General features: G+C 63.0%; 22 protein-coding genes and 1 pseudogene. 8 read left to right on the forward strand and 15 right to left on the reverse strand.

The genetic code is table 11. From position 1 onward, the window contains the following. Positions 1 to 62: 62 nt before the first annotated feature. From ACZ2HM_RS19475 to ACZ2HM_RS19485, 3 genes are all read right to left on the reverse strand, one after another. Entirely contained in the window at positions 63 to 2,195 is a 2,133-nt protein-coding gene (locus tag ACZ2HM_RS19475; protein WP_470427264.1) for a TonB-dependent siderophore receptor, read from the reverse strand. A gap of 331 nt (positions 2,196 to 2,526) precedes the next feature. Continuing rightward, positions 2,527 to 3,741 carry an acetyltransferase domain-containing protein gene (locus ACZ2HM_RS19480; protein ID WP_313921784.1) on the reverse strand — a complete coding sequence of 405 codons (1,215 nt, stop codon included), beginning with the start codon at positions 3,739 to 3,741 and terminating at the stop codon, positions 2,527 to 2,529. A gap of 313 nt (positions 3,742 to 4,054) precedes the next feature. Then, positions 4,055 to 5,473, reverse strand: a complete 1,419-nt coding sequence (locus ACZ2HM_RS19485; protein ID WP_470427265.1) for an aldehyde dehydrogenase family protein — start codon at positions 5,471 to 5,473, stop codon at positions 4,055 to 4,057. A gap of 125 nt (positions 5,474 to 5,598) precedes the next feature. Here ACZ2HM_RS19485 and ACZ2HM_RS19490 point away from each other — a divergent pair, with 125 nt between their 5' ends. The 3 genes from ACZ2HM_RS19490 to ACZ2HM_RS19500 all read left to right on the forward strand — a co-directional run bounded on the left by ACZ2HM_RS19490 (position 5,599) and on the right by ACZ2HM_RS19500 (position 9,663). Next, positions 5,599 to 6,060, forward strand: coding sequence for a MarR family winged helix-turn-helix transcriptional regulator (locus ACZ2HM_RS19490; RefSeq protein WP_037476844.1), 462 nt, complete (start codon positions 5,599 to 5,601; stop codon positions 6,058 to 6,060). 100 nt (positions 6,061 to 6,160) lie between these two features. Continuing rightward, entirely contained in the window at positions 6,161 to 8,254 is a 2,094-nt protein-coding gene (locus ACZ2HM_RS19495; RefSeq protein ID WP_470427324.1) for an acetate--CoA ligase family protein, read from the forward strand. A gap of 86 nt (positions 8,255 to 8,340) precedes the next feature. Then, positions 8,341 to 9,663, forward strand: coding sequence for an MFS transporter (locus ACZ2HM_RS19500; RefSeq protein ID WP_470427266.1), 1,323 nt, complete (start codon positions 8,341 to 8,343; stop codon positions 9,661 to 9,663). 184 nt (positions 9,664 to 9,847) lie between these two features. Here the strand turns inward: ACZ2HM_RS19500 and ACZ2HM_RS19505 are convergent, their stop codons facing one another. From ACZ2HM_RS19505 to ACZ2HM_RS19520, 4 genes are read right to left on the reverse strand one after another with little or no spacing between them, the layout of a single operon-like run. Further along, the gene (locus ACZ2HM_RS19505) at positions 9,848 to 10,204 is read right to left on the reverse strand and encodes a dihydroneopterin aldolase (RefSeq protein WP_470427267.1); all 357 of its coding nucleotides are present in this window, start codon (positions 10,202 to 10,204) and stop codon (positions 9,848 to 9,850) included. Beyond that, positions 10,201 to 11,061, reverse strand: a complete 861-nt coding sequence (gene folD / locus ACZ2HM_RS19510) for a bifunctional methylenetetrahydrofolate dehydrogenase/methenyltetrahydrofolate cyclohydrolase FolD (RefSeq protein ID WP_470427268.1) — start codon at positions 11,059 to 11,061, stop codon at positions 10,201 to 10,203. The genes ACZ2HM_RS19505 and folD overlap by 4 nt, the downstream gene beginning before the upstream one ends. Before the next feature lie 6 nt (positions 11,062 to 11,067). Next, the gene (purU, locus tag ACZ2HM_RS19515) at positions 11,068 to 11,922 is read right to left on the reverse strand and encodes a formyltetrahydrofolate deformylase (RefSeq protein ID WP_470427269.1); all 855 of its coding nucleotides are present in this window, start codon (positions 11,920 to 11,922) and stop codon (positions 11,068 to 11,070) included. A 26-nt stretch (positions 11,923 to 11,948) separates the two neighbouring features. After that, a complete protein-coding gene (locus tag ACZ2HM_RS19520; RefSeq protein ID WP_470427270.1) occupies positions 11,949 to 12,818 on the reverse strand; it encodes a methylenetetrahydrofolate reductase in 870 nt (289 codons plus the stop codon). Positions 12,819 to 12,916: 98 nt separating this feature from the next. On the opposite strand from ACZ2HM_RS19520, the gene ACZ2HM_RS19525 reads away from it, so the two are divergent. Together ACZ2HM_RS19525 and desA are read left to right on the forward strand one after the other, a co-directional pair. Next, entirely contained in the window at positions 12,917 to 13,648 is a 732-nt protein-coding gene (locus tag ACZ2HM_RS19525) for an alpha/beta fold hydrolase (RefSeq protein ID WP_470427271.1), read from the forward strand. 43 nt (positions 13,649 to 13,691) lie between these two features. Then, a complete protein-coding gene (desA, locus tag ACZ2HM_RS19530) occupies positions 13,692 to 15,092 on the forward strand; it encodes a syringate O-demethylase (RefSeq protein WP_470427272.1) in 1,401 nt (466 codons plus the stop codon). Here desA and ACZ2HM_RS19535 read toward each other — a convergent pair. Next, positions 15,059 to 15,304 (reverse strand): hypothetical protein, encoded by a 246-nt coding sequence (locus ACZ2HM_RS19535; protein WP_470427273.1) that lies wholly within the window; start codon positions 15,302 to 15,304, stop codon positions 15,059 to 15,061. The two genes, desA and ACZ2HM_RS19535, sit on opposite strands and share 34 nt — an antisense overlap. Positions 15,305 to 15,485: 181 nt before the next feature. Here ACZ2HM_RS19535 and ACZ2HM_RS19540 point away from each other — a divergent pair, with 181 nt between their 5' ends. Together ACZ2HM_RS19540 and ACZ2HM_RS19545 are read left to right on the forward strand one after the other, a co-directional pair. Then, complete coding sequence (locus tag ACZ2HM_RS19540; RefSeq protein WP_470427274.1) at positions 15,486 to 16,139, forward strand: MipA/OmpV family protein; 654 nt, start codon at positions 15,486 to 15,488, stop codon at positions 16,137 to 16,139. A 93-nt stretch (positions 16,140 to 16,232) separates the two neighbouring features. Next, positions 16,233 to 16,349 (forward strand): annotated as a pseudogene (locus ACZ2HM_RS19545) (IS110 family transposase); the annotation flags it as partial. A 14-nt stretch (positions 16,350 to 16,363) separates the two neighbouring features. On the opposite strand, the gene ACZ2HM_RS19550 reads toward ACZ2HM_RS19545, so the two are convergent. From ACZ2HM_RS19550 to ACZ2HM_RS19570, 5 genes are all read right to left on the reverse strand, one after another. Further along, positions 16,364 to 17,011: a glutathione S-transferase gene (locus ACZ2HM_RS19550; protein WP_470427275.1), complete on the reverse strand. Its 648-nt coding sequence runs from the start codon at positions 17,009 to 17,011 to the stop codon at positions 16,364 to 16,366. Between the two features lie 290 nt (positions 17,012 to 17,301). Continuing rightward, positions 17,302 to 18,063 (reverse strand): IclR family transcriptional regulator, encoded by a 762-nt coding sequence (locus ACZ2HM_RS19555; RefSeq protein ID WP_470427276.1) that lies wholly within the window; start codon positions 18,061 to 18,063, stop codon positions 17,302 to 17,304. Positions 18,064 to 18,078: 15 nt separating this feature from the next. After that, positions 18,079 to 18,468 (reverse strand): nuclear transport factor 2 family protein, encoded by a 390-nt coding sequence (locus ACZ2HM_RS19560; protein WP_176482816.1) that lies wholly within the window; start codon positions 18,466 to 18,468, stop codon positions 18,079 to 18,081. After that, entirely contained in the window at positions 18,465 to 19,592 is a 1,128-nt protein-coding gene (locus ACZ2HM_RS19565) for a cobalamin-independent methionine synthase II family protein (RefSeq protein WP_470427277.1), read from the reverse strand. The genes ACZ2HM_RS19560 and ACZ2HM_RS19565 overlap by 4 nt, the downstream gene beginning before the upstream one ends. Before the next feature lie 117 nt (positions 19,593 to 19,709). Continuing rightward, complete coding sequence (locus tag ACZ2HM_RS19570) at positions 19,710 to 20,555, reverse strand: p-hydroxycinnamoyl CoA hydratase/lyase (RefSeq protein ID WP_470427278.1); 846 nt, start codon at positions 20,553 to 20,555, stop codon at positions 19,710 to 19,712. Positions 20,556 to 20,690: 135 nt separating this feature from the next. Here ACZ2HM_RS19570 and ACZ2HM_RS19575 point away from each other — a divergent pair, with 135 nt between their 5' ends. Further along, complete coding sequence (locus ACZ2HM_RS19575; RefSeq protein WP_470427279.1) at positions 20,691 to 21,281, forward strand: TetR/AcrR family transcriptional regulator; 591 nt, start codon at positions 20,691 to 20,693, stop codon at positions 21,279 to 21,281. Positions 21,282 to 21,290: 9 nt separating this feature from the next. On the opposite strand, the gene ACZ2HM_RS19580 is transcribed toward ACZ2HM_RS19575, so the two are convergent. Continuing rightward, positions 21,291 to 21,674, reverse strand: coding sequence for a c-type cytochrome (locus ACZ2HM_RS19580; RefSeq protein ID WP_470427280.1), 384 nt, complete (start codon positions 21,672 to 21,674; stop codon positions 21,291 to 21,293). 113 nt (positions 21,675 to 21,787) lie between these two features. Continuing rightward, entirely contained in the window at positions 21,788 to 22,714 is a 927-nt protein-coding gene (locus ACZ2HM_RS19585; protein WP_470427281.1) for an alpha/beta hydrolase, read from the reverse strand. Positions 22,715 to 22,764: the final 50 nt, after the last annotated feature.

Below are 22,764 nucleotides of genomic sequence, written 5' to 3' on the forward strand. Positions count from 1 at the left end.
GCAACAGCGGGAGGGCGCTGTTGCCGACGGTCGAGCAGAGCGGAAGACCGCCGCGCCCCTGGTTAGAAGGTAAACGTCCCGCGGATCGTGAAGGAACGGGGGACGCCCGGCTGCACCCACAAAGCCGCATAGGAGCTGGCATAATATTTCTTGTCGAACAGATTATCGACATTGGCCGACAGCTTGAACTGGTCGTTGATCGTCACCGAACCCAGGATTTTCGCGATCGTATAGCTGGGCAGATAGAAGTCCGCCGCCGTCTGGCCCAGCCGTTTGCCGACATGGTTCACGCCCGCGCCCAGCATCGCCTCATGATCGCCGATCGAGAAATTCTTGAACAACAGGGCATTGGCCTGATGTTTGGGAATATTGAGCAGCGGATCATTCTTGAGCACCCCGGCGGACGCATAGTCATCGGCCCAGCCTGCATCGGTATAGGCATAGGTGGCGAACAATTCGAACCCGGCGGGCAGTTTGGCGTTGATGTCGAACTCCACGCCCTGGCTCTTGGCTTCACCGACCGCCACCGACAGGCCGGTCAGCAGATCAGCGGTCAGGACGTTGCTCTTCTTCATCTTGTAGAGCGACAGCGTGCTGGTAATACGGCCATCCGGCGTCACGAATTTCGCACCGACTTCATAGCTTGTGCTGACTTCCGGGGCGAAGGGGTTGTTGTTCACATCGACGCCGCTGTTGGGCCGGAACCCCTTGCCGTAGCTGGCATAGAAGGACAGGCTCTTGGTCGGTTCGAACACCAGGCCCGCCATCGGGCTGAACTTGGTGTAGGATGCGGGGTTGGTGGTCCCCAACCGGTTGTCGATATTCTGGCTGAAATCATCATAGCGGCCGCCAAAGCGCACCTTGAACTGTTCGGTAATCTCGATCTGGTCCTGCGCATAAATGCCCCAGGCCTTCTGCACTTCCGTCGAATTCTGGATCACCGAATATTTGTCCGCCGTCGGTACCGGAATATTGTAATTGGGGTTGAAGATGTCGATCGAATAGGACTGGTCCGCCGCCGTCGGGCGATAGCGATTCTGAAGCAGTTCAATCTCGAACTTGTCCCAGTCTCCGCCGACTCGGATATTGTGGACGATCGAACCGGTTTCCAGCTTGCCGCTAATTTCGCCGCGGAACACCATATGGGTGGTGCTATAGTCGCGATAGCGGCGCTGGCGCGACAGAGTGCGGCCGTCATTGTCGATCCGCTGGCGGCTGAGCGCCAGTTCAGGATCGCTGGAGAAGCCCTCGAACGTGGTGTCCTTATAGCCCGCGCCCAGCATCACGACCCAATCGTCGCTCAGGTCATGCTGCAACTGCGCCTGATGGCCGAGTGCCGTGATCTTGATCGGGCCGTCATTGGGGTTGCTGAGGAACCGGCTCTGCGGAATGGCACCCAAATTATAGGTGGTGCCGGTCGCCGTCACCGTCGGGATCGCCACCACGCCGCGATCGAACGGCACTTCCTGGTTCACATATTCCAGCTCGTAGGTGAAGATCGTCTTGTCCGACAGTTTTGCCAGGATGGACGGGTTCAGCACATATTTGCGGGTTTCCACCGTGTCGCGGAAACTTTCGGCATCCTCGACGGCACCGGTCAGGCGGATGGCGACGCTGTCGCCAAGCGGCATATTATAATCGCCCTCGACGCGATAGGTGTTCCACTTGCCACCCGCGACGGTGAAGCTGCCGCCTTCCTTGAAGGTCGGCTTCTTGCTGACGATGTTGATCGTGCCGCCCGGCTCACCGCGCCCGAACAGCGCCGAGTTCGGACCTTTCAGCACCTCGATCCGCTCGACATTGGAGGCATCACGCGGCCCGGCATAGCCGCGTCCGCCGTTGAAGCCGTTGACCAGGAAGCCGCTCGGAAAATTCTCGTCGCCGGCAAAGCCGCGAATGGCGAAACTGTCCCATAGGCCGCCGAAATTATTCTGCTTCGACACGCCGCTCGCCAGTTCCAGCGCGGTATCGAGCCGGGTGATGTTGAGGTCGTTGAGCAGTGTGCCTTCCAGGAACTGGACCGCCTGCGGGATTTCCTTGACCGGCGTATCGCCGAAATATTGGCGCTTGAGGCCAGTGACGATGATGTTGCCTTCGGCATTATCGGCCGGAGCCTGGGCAAGGGCGGCGGTGGGCAGGGTGATGGCGGCGGTGCTGGCGATAAGCGCCAGGCGAAGAGCCGATGATGTGCGCATGATATGATCCCCTATGAAAAATCGCTGTTCCCAAATGTCCTGCGAAACGGGGACCGGCTGGTCTTCTCTTATGGTCCGATGCGGACATTGCGTCCTGTCATCGGCAGCCGGGCCGCGGGGTGTTTCCGTCACCTCTTGTTGAATTGAGGCTAGGTCGAGTTACGGATATATTACGTCAAACATGGCGCATGGGACGGCGCAAAATTGTGAATCGCGTGGTCCTACGGCATGAAAATGCTGCCCGTCGTTACGCCATCGATCCTGGTGAAAACCCCGAAAAATGGCCGCCTTCGATAAGGAAGGCGGCCTGCGACCCGGAGGGTTCATACCCTCAGAGATATTTGAGCCACCATATATCCTTGCGCCGCTGCTTGAGCTGCGCGAACCAGCGGGTGGGATAGTAAAGCGGCAGGATCAGCAGCGCGACCCAGATCCAGACGGTGGACAGGTTGTCGACCCCGAACACCGTGCCCTTGGTCGGCCCATAGAGCGCCAGCGCGACATTGTAGATCAGCTTGAGCACATAGAGATGCAACACATAATAGAACATCGGCGCGCCACCCAGCAGCGCCAGATGCGGCATCACCCGGCTATTCTCGAACTTCTCGAACAAAGCGAGTAGCAGGCAGCCCGTGCCGACCGTTGGCATCAGGAACAGCAAGGAGGGCGGATATTTGGTGAGCGCGAGGAAGCTCATCACTGTGCGCGTCGAATTTTCCGCAACGAACCACGGCTTGTCGCCATAGACATTGAGATAGCGGATCAGCACGAAGCCCAGCACCAGCCCAAGGCCGGTCATCGCCAGGCGACGGATGCGCCGCTGCGGATCGCTACCCTTGGCGAACCAAGGCCCGCAGGCATAGCCCAGCAGGATGACGCCGATCCATGGCAGGATGGGATAGGTGGTCTTGACCGCGATGCCGCCAAATTCAATCAGCGAGCGCTGATGCAGGATTGCCCAGGCGACATAGCCCGGTTGATCGGCCGTCAGCCGGATCGGGTCGAGCAGATTGTGCAGGCACACGATGGCCAAGCCCACCGCAAATTGCGCGACGCGCGGCAGGTGCAGCAGGGCGGCCAGCGCGATCATCGAAATCCCGATGGCCCAGATGACCTGCAACCAAATCGCCGTCGGTGGGAAGGCGGGGGCTTGGGTTGGCCAGGCATAGCCGACCACGGTAAATTCCAGGACGATCAGGAAAAGCCCGCGCTTCAGCAGAAATTCCGACACCTGCCCCTTGCTGTGCGACTGGCCATAGAGCCAGGCGGACAGGCCGGTGAGCGCGACAAAAGTCGGCGCGCAAAAGGTCGACAGCAGGCGGGTGTAGAACAGCCCCGGATCAGTCGTGTTCGCGTCCACCGGGTCAGTGACCTGCATGTAGAGGAAGAATGTCTCCCGCACATGATCGACCAGCATGAACAGCATGACCAGGCCGCGCAGCGCGTCGATCGCGATCAGGCGGGTACGCGCCTGGGCTGTGGCCATGGGCGACGTGGCGCCGGGGCTGAAGGCGGTGGGGGGCGCGTGGCCCGCTAAGCTGCTCATGGCGTCTGTCCCTTTTCCCCGTGGTTCGTTGCGGCACCGCCCGAACCAATCATGATACCCTGTATCATCTATGATCTAGCTTCGCCTCCTCCGAGTAGCAAGCTTCATTGCGACAGGAAGAGGTGGGGAACACAGTCACCGGATGCGCGCCGAAACGCCACAACCAGGGATTGGTCCCAAGGGTTGAGGCTATGATGACTGCACGAACGAAAGTGTCGAATATGTCGAATGACTAGGTGGATTATGTCAAAAAAAGGGGGTGAAGAAGCGTTGCGCTCCTTCACCCCCGCTAATGCCTGTATCCGTCAGCCGTTCAGGCGTCTTCGAGCGCAATGGCGTTGACGATATGCGCCTGGGTATATTCCAGCAGCCCGGCTTCGCCCAGTTCCGCGCCCAGGCCCGATTGCTTGACGCCGCGGAAGGGAATGTTGGCGTCGATCGCCATATGCTGGTTGACCCAGACCGTGCCGGAATCGATCCGCATCGCGACATCGGTCGCCCGCGCCAGATCCTTGCCCCATACGGTGCCGCCCAGGCCATAGTCACTGTCATTGGCGCGCGCGATCACATCATCGATATCGTCATATTTCAGCACGGGCAGCACCGGGCCGAACTGTTCCTCGCGCACCAGCGGCGCGTCATCGTCCAGATCGCGGACGATCGTGGGTGGCATGAAATAGCCCGGCCGGTCGAGCGCATCGCCGCCCGCCAGCACGGTGCCGCGCGTCCGCGCATCGTCGATCAGCGCCTTGACCTTGTCGAACTGCATCTGGTTCTGGATCGGCCCGATCGTCGTGCCCTGCTTCGATCCGTCATCGACGATCGCCGCCTTGGCGAGCTTCGCAAGCTCATCGCAAAATTCGTCATACATGGGGGCGGGCACATAGGCGCGCTTGATCGCGATGCAGATCTGCCCCGCATTGGTCATCGCGCCCTGATAGACTTTCTGCGCCACTTGCCGCGCATCGACATCGTCCAGCACGATCGCGGCGTCATTGCCGCCCAGTTCCAGCGTCACGCGCTTCACCGTCCCGGCCGAGGATGCCATCACCTTCTTGCCGGTGGCGGTCGATCCGGTGAAGGCGACCTTGGCAATGTCGGGATGGCCGGTGATGAGCGCGCCCAGCTCATTCTGGTCGCAGACGATGTTGAGGACGCCGGGCGGCAGGATCGCCTGCGCCATTTCGCCGAACAACAAGGTTGTCAGCGGCGTCGTCGGCGCGGGCTTGGCGACCATGCAATTGCCGGTGACCAAAGCTGGCCCCAGCTTGTTCATCAGCAGGATGACCGGGAAGTTCCAGGGCGTGATCGACGCGACGACGCCCAGCGGCGTGCGATGTTCGACGACGCGGTTGCCGCCTTCGTCCTTCAGCACCTTGGGCTCGACCCGCATCGCGGCGAAGGCGCGCAGGGTGAAGACGCTGCCCATGATCTCATAGCCGGCCTGATCGAGCGGCTTGCCCTGTTCGCTGGTCAGCAGGCTTGCAAATTCGCCGATTCGTGCTTCCAGCGCGTCGGCGAGCTGGTTGACGAGCGCGGCACGCTCTTCGATCGGGGTAGCCGCCCAGCCGGGCTGGGCACGTTTGGCGGCGGCGACGGCGCGGTTCAGCATCGCCTCGTCCGCCTTGGGACATTGGGCGAAGGCAGTGCCTGTCGCGGGGTTAACGACGTCGAACTGGCTGACACCGGGCGTCAATTCGCCATCGATCAGCATGCGGAAATCATGGTCCATCGCTCTTCTCTCCTGCATTATCCGGTCACGCGCCTTGCGTCTTGGCTATCGCTTTCCGCGCTGGCGCGTTGTAGCATATATTTGTGCGCTAAGGATACAATATTGGCAAGGGATGATTGGAGCGGATGAACCAAGGGACCGATCTGCGCGGATTGATAGGCTATCAGATCCAGCGCGCCCATCTCGTAATGGGGGCGGATGCCCGCGCCGCGCTGGCGCCGTTCGACCTGTCGCCGGCCAAGTTCACTGCGCTGCTGCTGATCCGCGATAATCCGGGCTGCGACCAGACGGCGCTTGGCCGGGCGCTGAGCGTCAACCGGTCCAGCGCGATGAAGCTGGTCAACATATTGGAGGAGCGCGGGCTGGTCGAACGGCGGGCCGGACGGGATCTTCGCACCAATGCGCTGTTTCTCCTGCCCGAAGGGGAAGTGCAGATTGGCGCGATGATCGAAGCGGTGCATCAGTCCGATGCTCGGATGACCCAGGGTTTGAGCGGCGAAGAGGCTGAACAACTGCTGGTGCTGCTGCGCAAGATCAGCGGGGAAGAGCCTATATCGGACAGCGAAGCGGACACTGGTATCGCCTAAACGGGTTGCGTAAATTGTATCCCTGGCGCACAATGTTGCCAACATTGGGCGGCTGATTCGAAGCCTTGCCGCCTGTAGGGGAGGATCGCGCGTGACCGACATGATGAACCTGGACCGGCTGCTGCGGCCGCGATCAGTGGCGATTATCGGCGCATCGGACAAGCCGGGCGCGCTCGGCGCATCGGTGCTGGCCAATTTGGAGCGGCAAGGCTTTGCCGGGGCCATTCACCTCGTAAACCCAAAGCGTACAGAGATTGGTGGGCGGCCCTGCGTCGCGTCCGTGGATGACCTGCCCGAAGGCGTCGATGCCGCGATCCTGGCGATCCCGCGCGTCGGCGTGCTGGACGCGATGCGCGGCCTGGCCCGGCGCGGGGCGGGTGCGGCGGTGATCTTCTCGGCCGGTTTTGCCGAAGACGGCCCGCAGGGCCTGGCTGACCAGGAGGAAATCGCCCGGATCGCCCGCGAAGCGGGGATGGTGGTGGAAGGCCCCAATTGCCTCGGCCTCGTCAATTTCCGCGACAATGTGTCGCTGACCTTCATCGACATGCCGCCAGCGCGCGCGCAGGGCGACCGGCGGGTGGGCATCGTGTCGCAATCGGGCGCGATGGCCGCGGTGCTGGCGACGACGATGATCCATCGCGACGTGCCGTTGAATTGCTATATATCCACCGGTAATGAAGCGGCCAGCGGGATCGAGGATTATCTCGCCTATCTGGTCGATCAGCCCGACACCGCCGTCATCGGCATGATCGCCGAACATATTCGCGACCCCGCTCGCTTCCTCGCCGCCGCGCGCGCGGCGCGGGCGGCGGGCAAGCAAGTCGTGCTGCTGCATCCGGGCCGCAGCGCCGCTGGCGCGGCGAGCGCCGCCACCCATACCGGGGCGATGGCGGGCGATCATGCCGTCATGGCGGTGCATGTCGAACGCGCCGGGGTGATCCTGGTCGATTCGCTCGAAGAATTGGGCGACGTGGTCGAGATTTTGGCGCGCAACGCAGCGATCGGCACGGGCGGCACTGGCGTCATCGCGGAATCGGGCGCGTTCAAGGCGATGATGCTCGACCTGTCGGAAGCGGTCGAGCTGGACCTGCCTGCCTTGAGCGATGCCGACAGCCCGGCGTTGCGCGCGGCCCTGCCCGATTTCGTGCCGGTCACCAACCCGCTGGACGTCACTGCGCAGGGGCTGGTCGATCCAGGCCTTTATGGCCGCACCTTGTCCGCTTTGGTGAATGATGACCGTATAGGCACCATATTGGTGACGCTGATCCAGACCGCGCCTGCGACATCGCATATCAAATTCGCCGCAGTGCTGGATGCCCTCGCGACGCTGCGTCCGACCAAGCCGATCATTATCGGCGGGGTCGATGAAGGCGGCGGCGTGCTGGATGCGGACATTGCGGCGCTGCGCGAAGCGGGCGCGACCTATCTCCCCACCGCCGAACGCGCCGTCCGCGCGCTGGCGCGGATCAGCGGCGCGGCTGCGCGTGATTTCGCGGCTGAACCGCTCAACGCCGAACCTGTCGCCGATCTGGCGCAGCAGGGCAGCACCATTCCCGAATATCGCTCCAAGGAGATTATGGGCGCGCGCGGCATTGCCTTCCCCGCCTTCGCCTTGGCGCAGACGCTGGAAGAGGCGGTGCTGGCAGCGGATCGCCTCGGCTATCCGGTCGTACTGAAGGCGCAATCGCCCGAACTGCCGCACAAGAGCGATGCCGGCGGCGTGATCGTCGGCCTCAAAAGCCGCGAGGAACTGGTCGATGGCTGGTTGCGCCTCGCTGCCAATCTGGCCGCGTCGCGCCCCGACCTGACGCTTGATGGCGTCCTGGTCGAGGGGATGGCGGGCAAGGGCGTCGAGCTGATCGTCGGCGCGCGCAACGACCCGCATTGGGGCGCGACCATCCTGGTCGGCTTTGGCGGTGTTGCGGCCGAACTGCTCCACGATGTCTGCCTGCTCCCGCCCGACCTGCCGCGCGCGGCGATCATCGCGCGGATTCGCAAACTGCGCATGGCTCCCTTGCTCGACGGCTTCCGCGGCGCGCCGGTCATGGACATCGAAGCGGTCGCCGATGTCGTGCAGCGGCTCGGCCAGATGGTCGCGGCGACCCCGGCGATCCGCGAGGTCGATCTCAACCCGGTGATCGTCTATCCGCAGGGCAAGGGGGCGTTGGCGCTCGACGCGCTCATCTCGCTTTGACGCGGGAGGCGCTGGCGGCGATTTGACTTGGCAAATTGTTTCGCCAGCATACAATGACGGTACAAGTGCCGGAGAGAATGTCCCCCATGTCGAGCATAACCCTGCCTGCGGATGATCCGCGCAGCATCCTGGCAGACCGGCCGATGCGCCTGCCGCAGGTGGTGGCGATCTTCATCTGCTTCCTGCTCAATGCGCTCGACGGGTTCGACGTGCTGGCTGTGACCTTTGCGGCCCCTGGCATCGCGAAGGATTGGGGCGTTGGGCCGAGCGCGATCGGCATCATCGTCTCGACCGGCCTGGTCGGCATGGTGATCGGGTCGCTGACGCTCGGCCAATTGGCCGATCGCATCGGGCGGCGGCGGCAGATTTTGCTGTGCCTGGTCATCATGACGTTCGGCATGCTCGCCTCCGCCTTCGCGACAGGGGTGGTGATGCTGAGTGTGCTGCGCATTCTGACGGGCCTTGGACTGGGCGCGATGCTGGCGGCGATCAATGCCATGTCGGCCGAATTCGCCAATCGCCGCCGCCGCGACCTGGCTGTCAGCATCATGGCGGCGGGCTATCCGGTCGGCGGCATCATCGGCGGCTGGGGCGCGGCGCAGTTGCTGCGCACGGACGGCTGGGAAGCGATCTTCCTGTTTGGCGCAGGCGCGACGGCGCTGATGATACCGCTGGTGCTGTTGTTCCTGCCCGAATCCATCGGTTGGCTGGCCACACGCGGCGCGCCCGATGCGCTGGCGAAGATCAACGTTATCCTGCGCCGGCTGGGCCAACCGCAAGCGGCGCAGCTGGTCGCGCTGAACCTGCCCAAGGCGTCGATGCGCGCGCTGTTCCTCGATCGCTACCGGGTCATCACGATCGCGCTGATCATCGTCTACGGCCTGCACATGATGACCTTCTACTATGCGCTGGGCTGGGCACCCTCGCTGGTGGTCGATCTGGGGTTCGACCCTTCGCGCGCCAGCATCGTGTCGGTCTTTATGAATATGGGCGGGGCGATTGGCGGGCTGACGCTCGGCTTCCTGTCGCCCTGGCTCGGCCTGCGGCGGTTGTTGCTGCTGGCCATGGCGGGCGCGGGCACCGCGGTGGCCGTGTTCGGCGTGGTGCCGGGCGACTTCCTCTGGCTACAGATTGCCGCCTTCGTGCTGGGCTTCCTGGCCAATGGGTCGGTCGTGGGTCTCTATGCGCTGATCGCCAATGTCTTCCCCACCACCTTGCGCGCGACGGGCACGGGGGCAGTGATCGGCTTCGGACGCTTCGGCGCAGCGCTCGGCCCATTCCTCGCGGGGCAATTGCTGGCCGCCGGGGCAGGGCGGGGGGTGACCTCGCTGCTGCTGGGGCTGGGGTCGCTGGGGGCCGCCGCCGTGCTGCTGGCGGTGCAGATGCGCAACGCCGATGAGAATGGCTAGGGCAGAGCCGCGCTAGATAGCGCAGCATCCGTTCGTGCTGAGTAGCGACAGAGCTTGTCGAAGGCGCGTATCGAAGCATCAAGCGACGCGCTTAATCCTTCGATACGCCATTTCGACTTCGCTCAATGCCTACTCAGGACGAACGGGGTGAGTAACGTCACATATTTTGAGTAGGATTGCGCGCTTAGCCCCGGCGGACCGTCACCTCGGCCCCGGCCATGCCGCGCGTCAAAGCAAAGGGCTTGTCGACGCTGACCCGCGCTTCGACGACGCCATTCATGGCGAGGCAGCAGGTGCCCAGCCTTTGTGCGAACATCTCGATCAACGGGATGTGCACCAGCGCCAGATCTTCGGCGGCCTGCGCCACCTTGCGATAATCGACCGTCTCGCCGATCGCCTCGACCTGGCCCACCGCTAGCGTCAGTTCGACCGAAATGACCAGCGGTTGCCGCCGTCCGATCTCGTCGGGGTTGATGCCGATGTCGGCCAGCAGGGGCAGGTCGCGCACCCGGACCTTGGTCGTGCAGATATTGTCCGTCATGTCCTCGCCCTTTCAGCCGCCAATACCGTATTGTGCAACAGGCAGGCGATGGTCATCGGACCCACGCCGCCTGGCACCGGCGTCACCGCCCTGGCATGGTCCAGTTCCTGCGTCGCGCAATCGCCGACGATCTGCGATGATCCGTCCGGCTGCGCGATGCGATTGATGCCGACGTCGATCACGATCGCGCCGGGCTTGACCCAATAACCGCGCACCAGATGCGGCGCGCCAGCCGCCGCGACGATGATGTCGGCCTTGCGCGCGATGTCGGGCAGGTGCAGCGTTTCGATATGGGTGACGGTCACTGTCGCTTCCCGCTCCAGCAGCAGCATGGCGACCGGCTTGCCGACGATATTGGATTTGCCGATGACCACGGCATTGAGGCCGCGATAATCATCGATCACGCTGTCGAGCAGCCGCATGATGCCAAGCGGCGTGCAGGGCACCAGCCCGCCCGTGCCAGTGGACAGCCGCCCGACATTGACGGGGTGGAACCCGTCCACATCCTTGGCGGGATCGATGCGGTCCAATACCAGCGCCGCGTCGATATGGGCGGGCAGCGGCAGTTGGATCAAAATGCCATGAATGGCCGGATCGCCGTTCAACTGGTCGATCAGCGCCAGCAGGGCGGCCTGCGGATGATCGACCGGCAGCCGATGTTCGACCGACCGGATGCCGACCCGCACGCATTCGCTGATCTTGCGGCGGACATAGACCTGGCTCGCCGGATCGTCACCGACCAGCACCACCGCCAGCGCGGGCGGCTGGCCGCTATCCGCGACCATCGCCGCGACGCGCGCCGCCGTTTCGTCCGACAGGGTGCGCGCCATGGCGCGCCCGTCGATGATCTGCGCCATGGGCCTTTAGGCCTTGAAGACGACGGTGCGTGCGCCGTTGCGGAACACCCGGCCCTGCAGATGATGCTGCACGGCCGTCGCCAGCACGCGCCGTTCGATATCGCGGCCCTTGCGCACCAGGTCGTCGGGCGTGTCGGCATGATTGATGGCTTCGACATCCTGATGGATGATCGGCCCTTCATCGAGGTCGGCGGTGACATAATGGGCGGTCGCGCCGATCATCTTGACGCCGCGCGCATGCGCCTGGTGATAGGGCTTGGCGCCCTTGAAGCCGGGTAGGAAACTGTGATGAATGTTGATGCAGCGGCCCGACAGGAAGCCCGCCAGATCGTCGCTCAATATCTGCATATAGCGCGCCAGGACGATGAGGTCGGCGCCGGTTTCCTCGACGATCGCCTTGATCTGCGCTTCCTGCTGCGGCTTGGTGTCCTTGGTGATCGGCAGATGGTGGAACGGCACGTCGCCGATCAGCGATATGGTCAGCGCTTCGCGCGGATGGTTGCACACGATGCCGACGACATCCATGTTCAATTCACCGATGCGCCAGCGGTAGAGCAGGTCGCCCAGGCAATGGTCGAACTTGCTGACCATCAGGAGCACCCTCTGCCGCTCGTTGCGGCGGCGCAGATTCCATTCCATGCCGCGCTCGTCCGCCAGTCCGGCAAAAGCAGCCCGCAGCGTTTCTACGGCACCGGGGGCGATCTCAAATTCCACCCGCATGAAAAAGCGATCGGTCAGCTTGTCGTTGAATTGCTGCGCGTCGGTGATGTTGCCGCCCTGCTGGGTCAACAGGGTGGCGACATCGGCGACCAGACCCGGCCGGTCGTCGCATTGCAGGGTCAGGGTGCAGATTTCACTCACATCGCTTCTCCGGTAATCATGCGCGCTCAGTGGCGGGCCGTATAATCATTGATCCATTCGACGGTCTTGGTCAGGCCGCCGAAGGGATAGAAGTGCAGGCGCACTTTGCCATGCTGGTCGCCAAGGCCGCTGGCAAGCGCATCGACCAACTTGTCGGGACCGGCAGTGCCGATCAGCTTGGTGATCGAAATGCCATATTTGGTCAGCACCGATGCCGATGCCCCGACGCCGCAGCGGGCGGCAAAGCGCATCAGCGTCTTGATCCCCGCTGGCCCCGGAATGCCGATCCGCACCGGCGCGTCGATGCCGCGCTGGCGCAATTCCGCCAGCCAGCTTAGCACCGGAGCCGCATCGAAACTGAATTGGGTGACGATCAGCGGGGCCATGCCGCGCTGTTCGATTTCCGCGCATTTTTCTGTCAGCACGGCGAAACATTGGTCGGGCGTCATATTGGGATGCCCTTCGGGGTGCCCGCCAATGCCGATCGCCTTGATCCCGGCGCGCTCGAACGCCCCGGTGCGAATGAGCGCCATACTGTCCGAATAGGGGCCGGCCGCTTCGGGTGGATCGCCCGCGATCACGAAGCAGCGCTGGACGCCCGCTTCGCGCACGACCGCGGCTAGATAGGTTTCGAAATCATCGCCCGATTCCAGCCGCCGCGCGGAAAAATGCGGCATCGGTTCAAACCCCAGCGACCGCACCAGCTTTGCCGCAGCAATGCGCGCTTCCAGCGACTCGCCGGGTAGGAAGGTGACGGCCACCGGCGTTTCAGCGGCCATGGTCGGCGCGGCCTCGCGCAGCGCATCGATGTCCTTCGCGGTGATCTCCAGCGAATAGCCATCGGTCGTGCCCTTGGGCGGCAGATCCCAGTTCGGATGGATCGACGGCAGGGTCATCATTCTCTCCCATGATGGTGTTCGGGCTGGGCCACGCGGCTTTCCTTGATGCATTTTCCTCTAGCGCAGTTGCTTACATTCGTATATATGAAATTTTCATGAGTGCGAAATCATCTGATCAAGACGGCGCTGGCAGCCCTCTCATCATCCTTCCGGGGCTGATGTGCGATTCGCGCATGTTCGGCGCGACGCTCAGCGCTTTCCCGGACAGCCGCGCGATCGACGGCTATTATGGCGGTGCGGACCGGATCGAGGCGATGGCCGACTATGTGTTGACGCATATGCCCGCGCGCGTGTCGCTGCTGGGCCATTCCATGGGCGCGCGCATCGCGCTGGAAGTTGTGCGCAAAGCCCCCGAACGGATCGAGCGGCTGGCGTTGGTCGATACCGGCGTCCACACGCCCAAGCCCGGCGAGCGCGAAGGCCGCTATGCGTTGCGAGACCTCGGCCGGACGCAGGGCATGGCTGCGCTGGTGGCGCAATGGCTGCCGCCGATGCTCGGCTTTGCGGGCCTGCGGAACGAGGCGCTGATGGACAGCCTCTATGCCATGACCGTTTCGGCGGGTCTGCCGGTCTATGAGGCGCAGATCGAGGCGCTGCTCAACCGCCCGTCGGTCGATGCCCTGCTGCCGACGATCGCCTGCCCGACCTTCGCCATGGTGGGGCGGCAGGATCAATGGTCGCCGGTCGCCCAGCATGAGGCGATCGTCGCAGCCATTCCCGGCGCGCAACTGCGCGTCGTCGAAGGGGCGGGCCATATGATGCCCGCCGAAGCACCCGAAGCGTTCAACCAGATTGTGTGGGAATGGCTGTCATGGCCGCCTGCATGAGCAACAATTTCAGTATGTTTTCCGTGTCTAAGGAGAGAATGGAATGAGTGGTAAATCCCTGCAGCAACTGCTCGACGAAAAGGGCGACATCGTCGAATTCCTGCGCAACCAGCAGGTCGGTCCCAACGCCTATCCGGGCGTGCCTGGCGAATATAGCAACTGGCGCGACGAACAGCGCAGCTGGGCGGAAAGCTCGGTCCTGTTCAACCAGAGCTTCCATATGGTCGACCTGCTCGTCACCGGCCCCGGCGCGTTCGACATGCTGTCCTACCTCGCCCCCAACAGCTTCAAGGGCTTCGTGCCGAACCGCGCCAAGCAGTTTGCCCCCGTCACGCCCGAAGGCTATGTGATCGGCGACGTCATCCTCTTCTATCTCGAAGAAGAAAAGTTCGAGCTGGTCGGTCGCGCACCGTCGATCGAATGGGTCGAATATTGGGCCTCGACCGGCAAGTGGGACGTCACGGTGGAACGCGACGAGCGCACCATCGCCCGTCCGCTCGACAGCCAAGGCTATCGCCGCAATTATCGCTTCCAGCTGCAGGGGCCAAACGCCATGCCGGTGCTGGAAAAGGCAATGGGCGAAACGCCGCCGGACCTCAAATTCTTCCACATGGCACCGATCATGATCGCCGGCGTCGAAGTGCGTGCGCTGCGTCACGGCATGGCCGGCCAGCCGGGCTACGAGCTGTTTGGTCCCTGGAAGGATTATGACACCGTCCGCAACGCGCTGATCGAAGCGGGTAAGGATTATGGCCTCACCCTGTGCGGTGGCCGTACCTATTCGTCCAACACGCTGGAATCCGGCTGGATCCCCTCGCCGCTGCCCGCCACATACACCGGCGAAGGCTCCAAGGCGTTCCGCGAGTGGGCGAGCGAGAACAGCTATGAAGGCAAATGTTCGCTCGGCGGCAGCTTCGTCTCCGACAATATCGAGGATTATTACCTCAATCCGTGGGAGCTGGGCTATGGCATCATGGTCAAGTTCGACCATGACTTTATCGGCCGCGAAGCGCTGGAAAAGATCAAGGATCAGCCCCACCGCCGCAAGGTGACGCTAGCGCTCGACAATGAGGATATCGTCCGCGTCATGAGCTCGATGCTCCAGACCGGCGACAAGGCCAAGTTCCTCGAATTCCCCAGCGCCGTCTATTGCATGCATCCCTATGATGCGGTGCTCAAGGACGGCAAGACGGTCGGCCTGTCCACCTGGATCGGCTACACCATCAACGCCGGTCGCTTCCTGGCACTGGCGATGGTCGATGCCGAGGTCGCCGAACCCGGCACCGAAGTCACCCTGCTCTGGGGCGAACCCGATGGCGGCACGTCCAAGCCCACCGTCGAACGCCACGTCCAGACCGAAATCAAGGCGATCGTCTCCTCGGTCCCCTATTCGGAAGCCGCGCGCGACAATTATGCCGACGGCTGGCGCACCAAGAACGCCTGATCGCTTTTCACAAGCGAAATGGAACGGGGGATGCCGCAAGGCGTCCCCCGTTTTCGTTTGGGGACGAGAAAATCAGTCTGAATCAGAAAGCAAGCGAGGCTCCCACCCAAATTCTCCTGCGAAGGCTGGCGTTCATGGCATGATCGATTAGAAAAGGCCGTCGCCGCGAATTGTTGGGCATCATCGACGGTTGCCGAGAAAAGGATGAACATGCGCTATCTCTTGGCCATCGCCGCCCTGGGTGCGGGCCAGCCCTGTTTTTCCCAGACGGCAGATACGCAGTCGGCAACGGTAGCGGGTCGGCCCCTGGACCGAGGCGAAGTAGGATGGAGCGTGACGATCGGCCTGGCACCGGTCCTTAGCCCCGCGTGGCAAGGGTCGCGAGACATGGCTTTGTCGATCTTCCCCGATCTGCGGGTCAATTATGGGGACGTGATCTTTGCTTCGATCCCCGAAGGATTGGGATGGAACGCCGTCAACACCAACGGGTGGAAGGCCGGTCCGCTGGCCAAGGTCCGCTTCGGGCGTGATGAAGAGCGCGGAGGATCGCCTTTTCTGATCACGGGCGGAAGCGACGGGCTGCGCGGCATGGGCAATGTCGCGGCTGCTGCCGAATTGGGCGGCTTCGTTGAAAAACGCATCGGCCCCTGGCGCGGCCGTTTGGAAGTCCGCCGCGGTTTTGGCGGACATGAAGCCGTGTTAGCGGACGGGGCGATATCGTATCAGATGCGCAGCGGACGCACGATCATCAATGTCGGTCCTCGCGCTACCGTCGTCAGCAAACCCTATATGGATAGCTATTTTGGCATCGATGCAATTCAGTCGCAGCGATCCGGGCTCGGTACCTATTCGCCAAAGAGCGGCTTGCTGTCTTATGGTGTCGGTGGTTCGGCGCTTCGCCCGCTGAACCGGCAAAGCGCCATCACCCTGTTTACCAGCCTCGATCGATTAGGGAGCGAGGCCGGTCATTCGCCGCTCGTCCGCGAGCGCGGGCGAAGAGTGCAGTTCACATTGGGCATCGGTTACGGCTTCCGCTTCAACCTTTGACGGTTCTGAACATCTGAGTGCGCTGCTACCCTGCGAATGATTCGTAGATGACTAAAATCGCGGCGACCGCTATTGCTGTGCCAATCATTCCAGCTCATCGCTGCCGGAAAACCCGCCAAAATCGCCATCACAGCCATCATGCGAAAGCTCATCGTCACCGCAAATGCGCTACTCAGGGCAGATCGTCTCTGGACCACAGCATGCGCTTGACCATCACGGATACTCTATCGGTCCGGGTCGCTTGCCTGCCAGCGCACACGCACAGGCGCATCCCCCGGCCGCCACGGCGAAACGCGCATCATGATCGCACCGAACAGGTCCGACGTCAGATAGCTGGACAGCCAGTTTCGAAGGTTGGGCAGCGACTGCATGGCAAACCAGGCCGGGTCGACAGCGGCGAACTGCCGCACGAACGGGATGATCGCGGCATCGGCGAACCCGCGCGCCGGGCCGCATAGATGCGGGAACCGCACCAACCGTTGTTCGATCTCCAGCAGAAAGGCCAATCCGCTTGCGCGATGGATTTCCGCCTGCGTGCCATGACGGTCGGGATATTTGTAGCGATCCAGATCATGTTTGAACGCGCCATCATTGGCCGCCACGAGCGTGGGATCGTCGCGGCTCAGCCAGTCTTCTGGATCATGCTGCGTCAAAGCCCATCGCATGATGTCGATGCTCTGGTCGATGACGGTGCCATCGGGCAAGACCAGCACAGGGACGGTGCCCTTGGGCGAGGCGGCCAACATCGCGTCGGGCTTTGCCGACAGCTTCACTTCGCGCAGTTCCACAGCCATGGAGCTCACGGCCAACGCCAGCCTTGCCCGCATCGCATAGGGACAGCGGCGAAAGCTGTAGAGAATCGGTGCTGGCATGCTGCGGTCACTCATGTTGGAGCCAAGGATAGGCACGGCATCAAAACCCCTTCCAATGTAGGATTTCCTCTGATCTATCCTGATAGATGGACCAGCCCGCCAAAGCACGTCCGACGCACGCCATGGCCAGGCAGAGCCTGTGTCGCGCCAATGGCGCGTCGCCGTCGCGTCACTGTGACCCAATAGTGGCTTCAGCCTTACCTGAACGGTACGTTATCGGGACCATTGACGCACCATTGGGTCTTTTTGCCCGACGACATCGTGAACTTCGCGCTGTGACCCATGTGTTGCTAAACCGGCGGTGCCTCAGCCGCAGTGAACAGCGCGACGGCCTGATCCAGCCGGGCGACGGCGCGGGTTTCCAGGTCCGGGGTGAAACGGGGCAGGGGGATGGCGACGGCGAAGGCGCCGACCGCGACGCCATCGACCACCGCCGCCATGCCCAGACCGCAAATGCCCGGCGTATATTCCTCGCGCGTACGCCCCACGCCCGACGCGCGGATCGCCGCCAGTTCGGTGCGCAACGCCTGTTCGTCGGTCACGCTTTGCGGCGTGAACGGTTCCAGCGGCACCTGCGCGAAATAGGCGTCGATCTCCTCGTCGCCCAGGCTCGCGAGCAACGCCTTGCCCGCCGCCAGGCTGTGCATCGGAATACGCGTGCCCACGCTGATCGAATAGCGCAGCGACTGTTCCGCCGTCTCGGTGACGATCGCCACCAATTGCCACCCGTCGCGCACGAAGAAGGAAGCGGTTTCGTTGGTCTGCGTCCGCAGCGACCGGACCAGCGGTCGCACCTTGTCCGCCAGCGACAGTGCAACGCGCGGCGACCCCAGCCGCGCCAGTGCCGGGCCGGGCAGGTAGCGCCGCCCCTCCCGCGCCAGATAATGCCGCTCCACCAATGTCGCGAGCAGATAGGACAGGCTGCTCACCGGAATGGCGAGGCCCGCCGCAATCTCCTGCGCCACCACACCGGCCGGGCGCGCCACGACATATTCGATGATGTCGATGGTCCGCATCGCCGATTTGACGGTGGATGGCGTGGTGGCATTCATGATGGGCGCCCTCCGTTAAAAGGTCAGGCTACCGCGCCGTTCGGCAAAGCGCCATCCCGCCGCGGTCAGGACGAAACGGTCGTGGAACGATCCGACCTTGGGCGCGCCTTCGCCGGTGAACAGCAGCATCGCGCTTTCGCCGACGGCTTGCGTCGGGCTGGTCACGTCGATCACGACGTTGGAACAGACATGCCGCGTCGTCCGCGCCGGTCGGGCGAGGAAGGCGGCGAGGATCGCCGCGCGCCCCCGCGTCCAGTCGTCCGGCGCGGTCGGGCGCGCCATCCGTCCGTCTTCGGCATAGAGATCGGCCACGCCCTGCCAGTCGGCCGCGTCGTTGAGATTGGCGTAGCGAGCAATCAGCCTGGCGCAATCCGCCTCGATCGCGCGGCGCTCCTCTTCGCTCACAGCCGCGCGTCCGCAAGGTCCGCACCGGCGCGGAGCGAACGCAGCTTCTTCCACGTCACCGCCGGGTCGATCTTGCCATATCCGGCAAAGGTGCCGAACCCGCAATCGGTGCTGGCGATCACCCGGTCCTTGCCGACGATCCCGGCAAAACGCTCGATCCGCTGGGCAATGAGTTCGGGATGTTCGACATAGTTGGAGCAGGTGTCGATCAGGCCGGGGGCCAGGATCTTGTGATCGGGTATGGTCGCGTCGCGCCACACCGCCCATTCATGTTCGTGGCACGGATTGGCGGCTTCGAACAGGACGGTGGCCGGGCGCGCGGGCAGGATGATGTCGATCACCTTTTCCAGCGGAATGTCATGATCATGCGGGCCTTCATAATTGCCCCAGCAGATATGCATCCGCATCCGTTCGGGCGGAATATTGGCGGTGGCGGCGTTGAGCGCATCGACATTGGCGGAGGCGATCTTGAGGAATTCCTCGTCACTCGCATCCTGATAGCCGGTGTGGCGCGACATCGCCAAATCGGGGCAATCCAATTGCAGGTCGAACCCTGCCGCCACGATCGTCTCATATTCCTCGCGCATCGCATCGACAAGATCGGCCAGATAGGCTTCGTGGCTGGGATAATGGCGGTTGACCTGGAAGGCGGTGATCAGGCCAGGCGAAGCCGCATTCATGAAAGCGCGAACGCCCTCGCCATGGGGCGCGAGCGCTGCCTTGAAACGACGGATATCGTCATGCAACGGTTCCAGCGTCACCAGCCGCACCGGGCCGATACAGGACGCGCGGGTAAATTCCTGGCTGCCCATGATCCCAGCCAGCTTCTGCCGCAATTCGGGCAGCGGGGCGAGGTCGGCGGCGGGCCTGCGGTCGATATGGCCGCCAAAGCCGGTCAACCGCTCGATCATATAGGTGGAATAGCCGACCTTGCCCAATTCGCCATCGCTGACGATGGTGACGCCGGCGTCGATCTGGGCGGTGACCGCGTCTGTAACAGCGGCCTGGACTTGCGTGTCAAAGGCTTGCGCGTCATAGGGTTCGCCCTTGTCGCGGGCCAGCAACAACGGGGTCAGGGCGTCGCCGCGCGGCAGGCTGCCGACATGGGTCGTGGCTATGGGCATGAAAATCCTCCTCCGGTTGAAGGACATTCTGCCACAAATTCATGGATGTGGATATATCGCAAACATGAAAATACGCACCGGGGCGGACCCCGGTGCGTTTCAGGACGATCGGGCTGCTCAGCCCTCTGTCGGTGCCTTCGCCTTGGTCAGGTCATAAGCACCCAGACCCGGCTTGTAGCTCTTTTCGTCGATGAACTGGCGGATGCCTTCCTTGCGGCCTTCGCTCTTGTCGTGGAAATTGGCCGCTTCCTGCATGCGGACCAGATAATCTTCCGCCTCGTCATAGGTCATGGTGCTGACCCGGCGCACCGCATCCTTGGCGAATTTGAGCGCAACCGGGTTCTTGGCCAGCAGTTTGTTGGCAACCTCGCGAGTGCGGTCCTTGAGCTGGTCGAGCGGCACGCTTTCATTGACCAGTCGCATGGCCGACGCCTGCTTGCCGTCGATCAGGTCGCCGGTCAGCGTCAACCACATCGCATCGCGCATCGGCAGCAGGTCGACCACCACCTTGGTCACGCCGCCGCCGGGCAGGATGCCCCAGTTGATTTCGGACAGGCCGAACTGCGCTTCATCGGCGCAAATGGCGAGGTCGCAGGCGAACAGGGGGCCGAAACCGCCACCAAAGCACCAGCCATTGACCATGGCGATGGTGGGCTTTTGATACCAGCGCAGGCGGCGGAACCAGCCATAGCTTTCGCGCTGCGACTTGCGCACGCCGCGCAGGCCGTCGGCTTCGGTTTCGCGGAAATATTCCTTCAGGTCCATGCCCGCAGACCAGGCCGTGCCTTCGCCGCTCAGCACCAGCACGCCGACATTGTCACGAAATTCCAGCTCGTCCAGAACCTCCATCATGCGGCGGTTCAGCGTGGGGCTCATCGCGTTGCGCTTGGCGGGGCGATTGAAATTCACCCAGGCGATGCCGTCCTCGACCGCAAAGGAAACGACGTCTTCTTGGTTTTCCATGATCCTGCTCCCGATAGAATGTATGCTTGGGATACAGTAAGCCGGGGGAGAGTTGCAAGTGAATAATGCAGTGCCCCTTTCCGCACACGCCAAGGCGGATGATCTCTGGCGATCGAATATGCTAGGTCGCGCTGCATGAGCAGGACAGACGCACAGGCCAAGGGTGAAGACACGGACGGCGCGGGCACGCGGCGGGGTCAGATATTGGCGATCGCCGCGCAACTCTTCGCGCGCAAGGGTTATCGCGGCACGTCGATGCGCGACATCGGCGAGGCGGCTGGCGTGCTGGGCGGCTCACTCTACCACCATATCAAATCGAAGGACGCGCTGTTCGTCGAGCTGCATCACGCCGCGCTGGACGGTGCCGAGGCGCGGATCGCAGCGGCCGTAGCGGCGCAGGACGATCCTTGGGCACAGCTGGAAGCGGCCTGTGGCGCGCTGCTGGAAGTCCAGCTCGATCCCGATTCGCTGACCATGCCGATGATGAATGATTTTCGCGAAGTGCCCGACGCCGTGCGCGTGGCGCTGGTCGAACGGCGCGACCGGTTCGAACAATTGTTCCGCGCTATCGTCGCCGCGCTGCCGCTACCGGCTAAGATCGACCGGTCGCTCTATCGCAATCTGCTGCTGTCGCAGCTCAACAGCGTGGCGGACTGGTATCGTCCGGGGCGGCTGACGCCACGCGACATCGCCGCGCAGATCGCCCACCTCTACCGCCATGATTGATGCCGGAAGCTACTTCGTGGCACCCTTGAGATATGCGATGAGATTGGCGCGGTCCGCAGCCTGCGGCACACCGGCAAAGGCCATGCGATTGCCCGGAACGACAGCGCTGGGTTTGGCGAGGAAGGCATCCAATGTCTTGGCATCCCACCGTATCTTCGCCTTTTGCATGGCGGGCGAGTAAGTGAAGCCTGCGATGGTTCCTGACGTCCGCCCAAACAGGCCGTTGAGTGCCGGACCCATTTTCTTGGGGCCAGGCTTTACGTCATGACAGAGCGCGCAACGGGCAAATACCACCTTGCCCTTCACGGCATCGCCTGCTTGCGCGAGGGCCGCTACAGGCGTGATTGTCGCCAAGGCAAGCAAAGATCCGGCAAAAATACGCGCTATCGTCATTATCCGCTCTCTGTCCTTCTACCCGGATTCGCAGGCTGCATGCCCAGCGTTATCGAACATGCAGCCTGAACGGTAGTGGAAGATTGACGCAGAGCGTAGGTGAATGAATAGGCCTAGCGCGTGAGCGCGCCGTGCATGCCGATCCAGCGCACGAAGGCGTCGAACCAGCCGGTGCTGGTCGTGTCCTTCTGATACATGCCAAAGCCATGGCCGCCGCGTTCGTAGAGATGGAATTCGGCCGGGCGCTTGGCGGCACGCCAATCGTCGACCAGGGCGATGCCACCATTGGCGAAGAATGGGTCATCGGCGGCCAGGGCCACGAACAGCGGCGGCGCGTCGGCCGGGACTTTCATGGAGGATAGCGGGCCATAGATATTGCCGATGAAGGCAGGCTTGGCATCCTGGCCCGCAAGCGCCGTCGCCATGGTCAGCATGGCCCCGGCGGAAAAGCCGACCATGCCGATCCGATCGGCATCGACGCCCCATTCGGTCTTGCGCTGACGGATCAGCGCGAAGGCGGCGCGGGCATCGGCGATCTGAGGCGAGAGGTCGCCGAAATTGGGGTCGGGGGCTGGGCGGGGTGGTCGAGCGGTAGTGGAAAACATCTCCTGCATCGACTTTTCAAAGGCCGGCATGTCCGCTGGCGTCTGGCGCAGGCGATATTTCAGGACGAAAGCGGCAACGCCGCGATCAGCCAGCGCCTTGGCCACATCCCAGCCTTCATTGTTCATCGACAGGGTTCGAAATCCGCCGCCCGGCGCCACGACGATGGCTGCGCCGGTCGCCTTGGCGGGATCGGGCAGGAAGGGTGTGAGGGTTGCGACCGTGACGTTGCGGGCGAACAGGCTACCATATTGGCTGTGCCAGGATTCTTTGGCGGTGGCACCGGGGAGGGCAGGCGTTCCCAGTTCAATGGCGGTCGGCTGGGCGGGGATGGCGATCGGCACCATCTTGTCGTCCTGGGCCTGGGCCGCGATCGGCGCTGTGATGAGCCAAGTGGCTGCTCCGATCATTGTGGCGAAACCAAATATGCGTTTCATCTGCATCTCTCCTTTGCCTTTTATCTATTTAGCTGTCCCAGATGGCCGCC

Source organism: Sphingobium sp. KKT206, from assembly GCF_055640555.1.

Coding starts and splice junctions, on each gene's coding strand:
- ACZ2HM_RS19555 (WP_470427276.1), bottom strand. CDS start 18,063: ATGAATGCCACCACGCCATCCACCGTCAAATCGGCGATGCGGACCATC.
- ACZ2HM_RS19525 (WP_470427271.1), top strand. CDS start 12,917: ATGAGTGCGAAATCATCTGATCAAGACGGCGCTGGCAGCCCTCTCATC.
- ACZ2HM_RS19535 (WP_470427273.1), bottom strand. CDS start 15,304: ATGTTCATCCTTTTCTCGGCAACCGTCGATGATGCCCAACAATTCGCG.
- ACZ2HM_RS19520 (WP_470427270.1), bottom strand. CDS start 12,818: ATGACCCTGCCGTCGATCCATCCGAACTGGGATCTGCCGCCCAAGGGC.
- ACZ2HM_RS19505 (WP_470427267.1), bottom strand. CDS start 10,204: ATGACGGACAATATCTGCACGACCAAGGTCCGGGTGCGCGACCTGCCC.
- ACZ2HM_RS19550 (WP_470427275.1), bottom strand. CDS start 17,011: ATGCCAGCACCGATTCTCTACAGCTTTCGCCGCTGTCCCTATGCGATG.
- desA (WP_470427272.1), top strand. CDS start 13,692: ATGAGTGGTAAATCCCTGCAGCAACTGCTCGACGAAAAGGGCGACATC.
- ACZ2HM_RS19580 (WP_470427280.1), bottom strand. CDS start 21,674: ATGACGATAGCGCGTATTTTTGCCGGATCTTTGCTTGCCTTGGCGACA.
- ACZ2HM_RS19490 (WP_037476844.1), top strand. CDS start 5,599: ATGAACCAAGGGACCGATCTGCGCGGATTGATAGGCTATCAGATCCAG.
- ACZ2HM_RS19570 (WP_470427278.1), bottom strand. CDS start 20,555: ATGGAAAACCAAGAAGACGTCGTTTCCTTTGCGGTCGAGGACGGCATC.
- ACZ2HM_RS19485 (WP_470427265.1), bottom strand. CDS start 5,473: ATGGACCATGATTTCCGCATGCTGATCGATGGCGAATTGACGCCCGGT.
- ACZ2HM_RS19480 (WP_313921784.1), bottom strand. CDS start 3,741: ATGAGCAGCTTAGCGGGCCACGCGCCCCCCACCGCCTTCAGCCCCGGC.
- ACZ2HM_RS19495 (WP_470427324.1), top strand. CDS start 6,161: ATGATGAACCTGGACCGGCTGCTGCGGCCGCGATCAGTGGCGATTATC.
- ACZ2HM_RS19500 (WP_470427266.1), top strand. CDS start 8,341: ATGTCGAGCATAACCCTGCCTGCGGATGATCCGCGCAGCATCCTGGCA.
- folD (WP_470427268.1), bottom strand. CDS start 11,061: ATGGCGCAGATCATCGACGGGCGCGCCATGGCGCGCACCCTGTCGGAC.
- ACZ2HM_RS19575 (WP_470427279.1), top strand. CDS start 20,691: ATGAGCAGGACAGACGCACAGGCCAAGGGTGAAGACACGGACGGCGCG.
- ACZ2HM_RS19475 (WP_470427264.1), bottom strand. CDS start 2,195: ATGCGCACATCATCGGCTCTTCGCCTGGCGCTTATCGCCAGCACCGCC.
- ACZ2HM_RS19585 (WP_470427281.1), bottom strand. CDS start 22,714: ATGAAACGCATATTTGGTTTCGCCACAATGATCGGAGCAGCCACTTGG.
- ACZ2HM_RS19565 (WP_470427277.1), bottom strand. CDS start 19,592: ATGCCCATAGCCACGACCCATGTCGGCAGCCTGCCGCGCGGCGACGCC.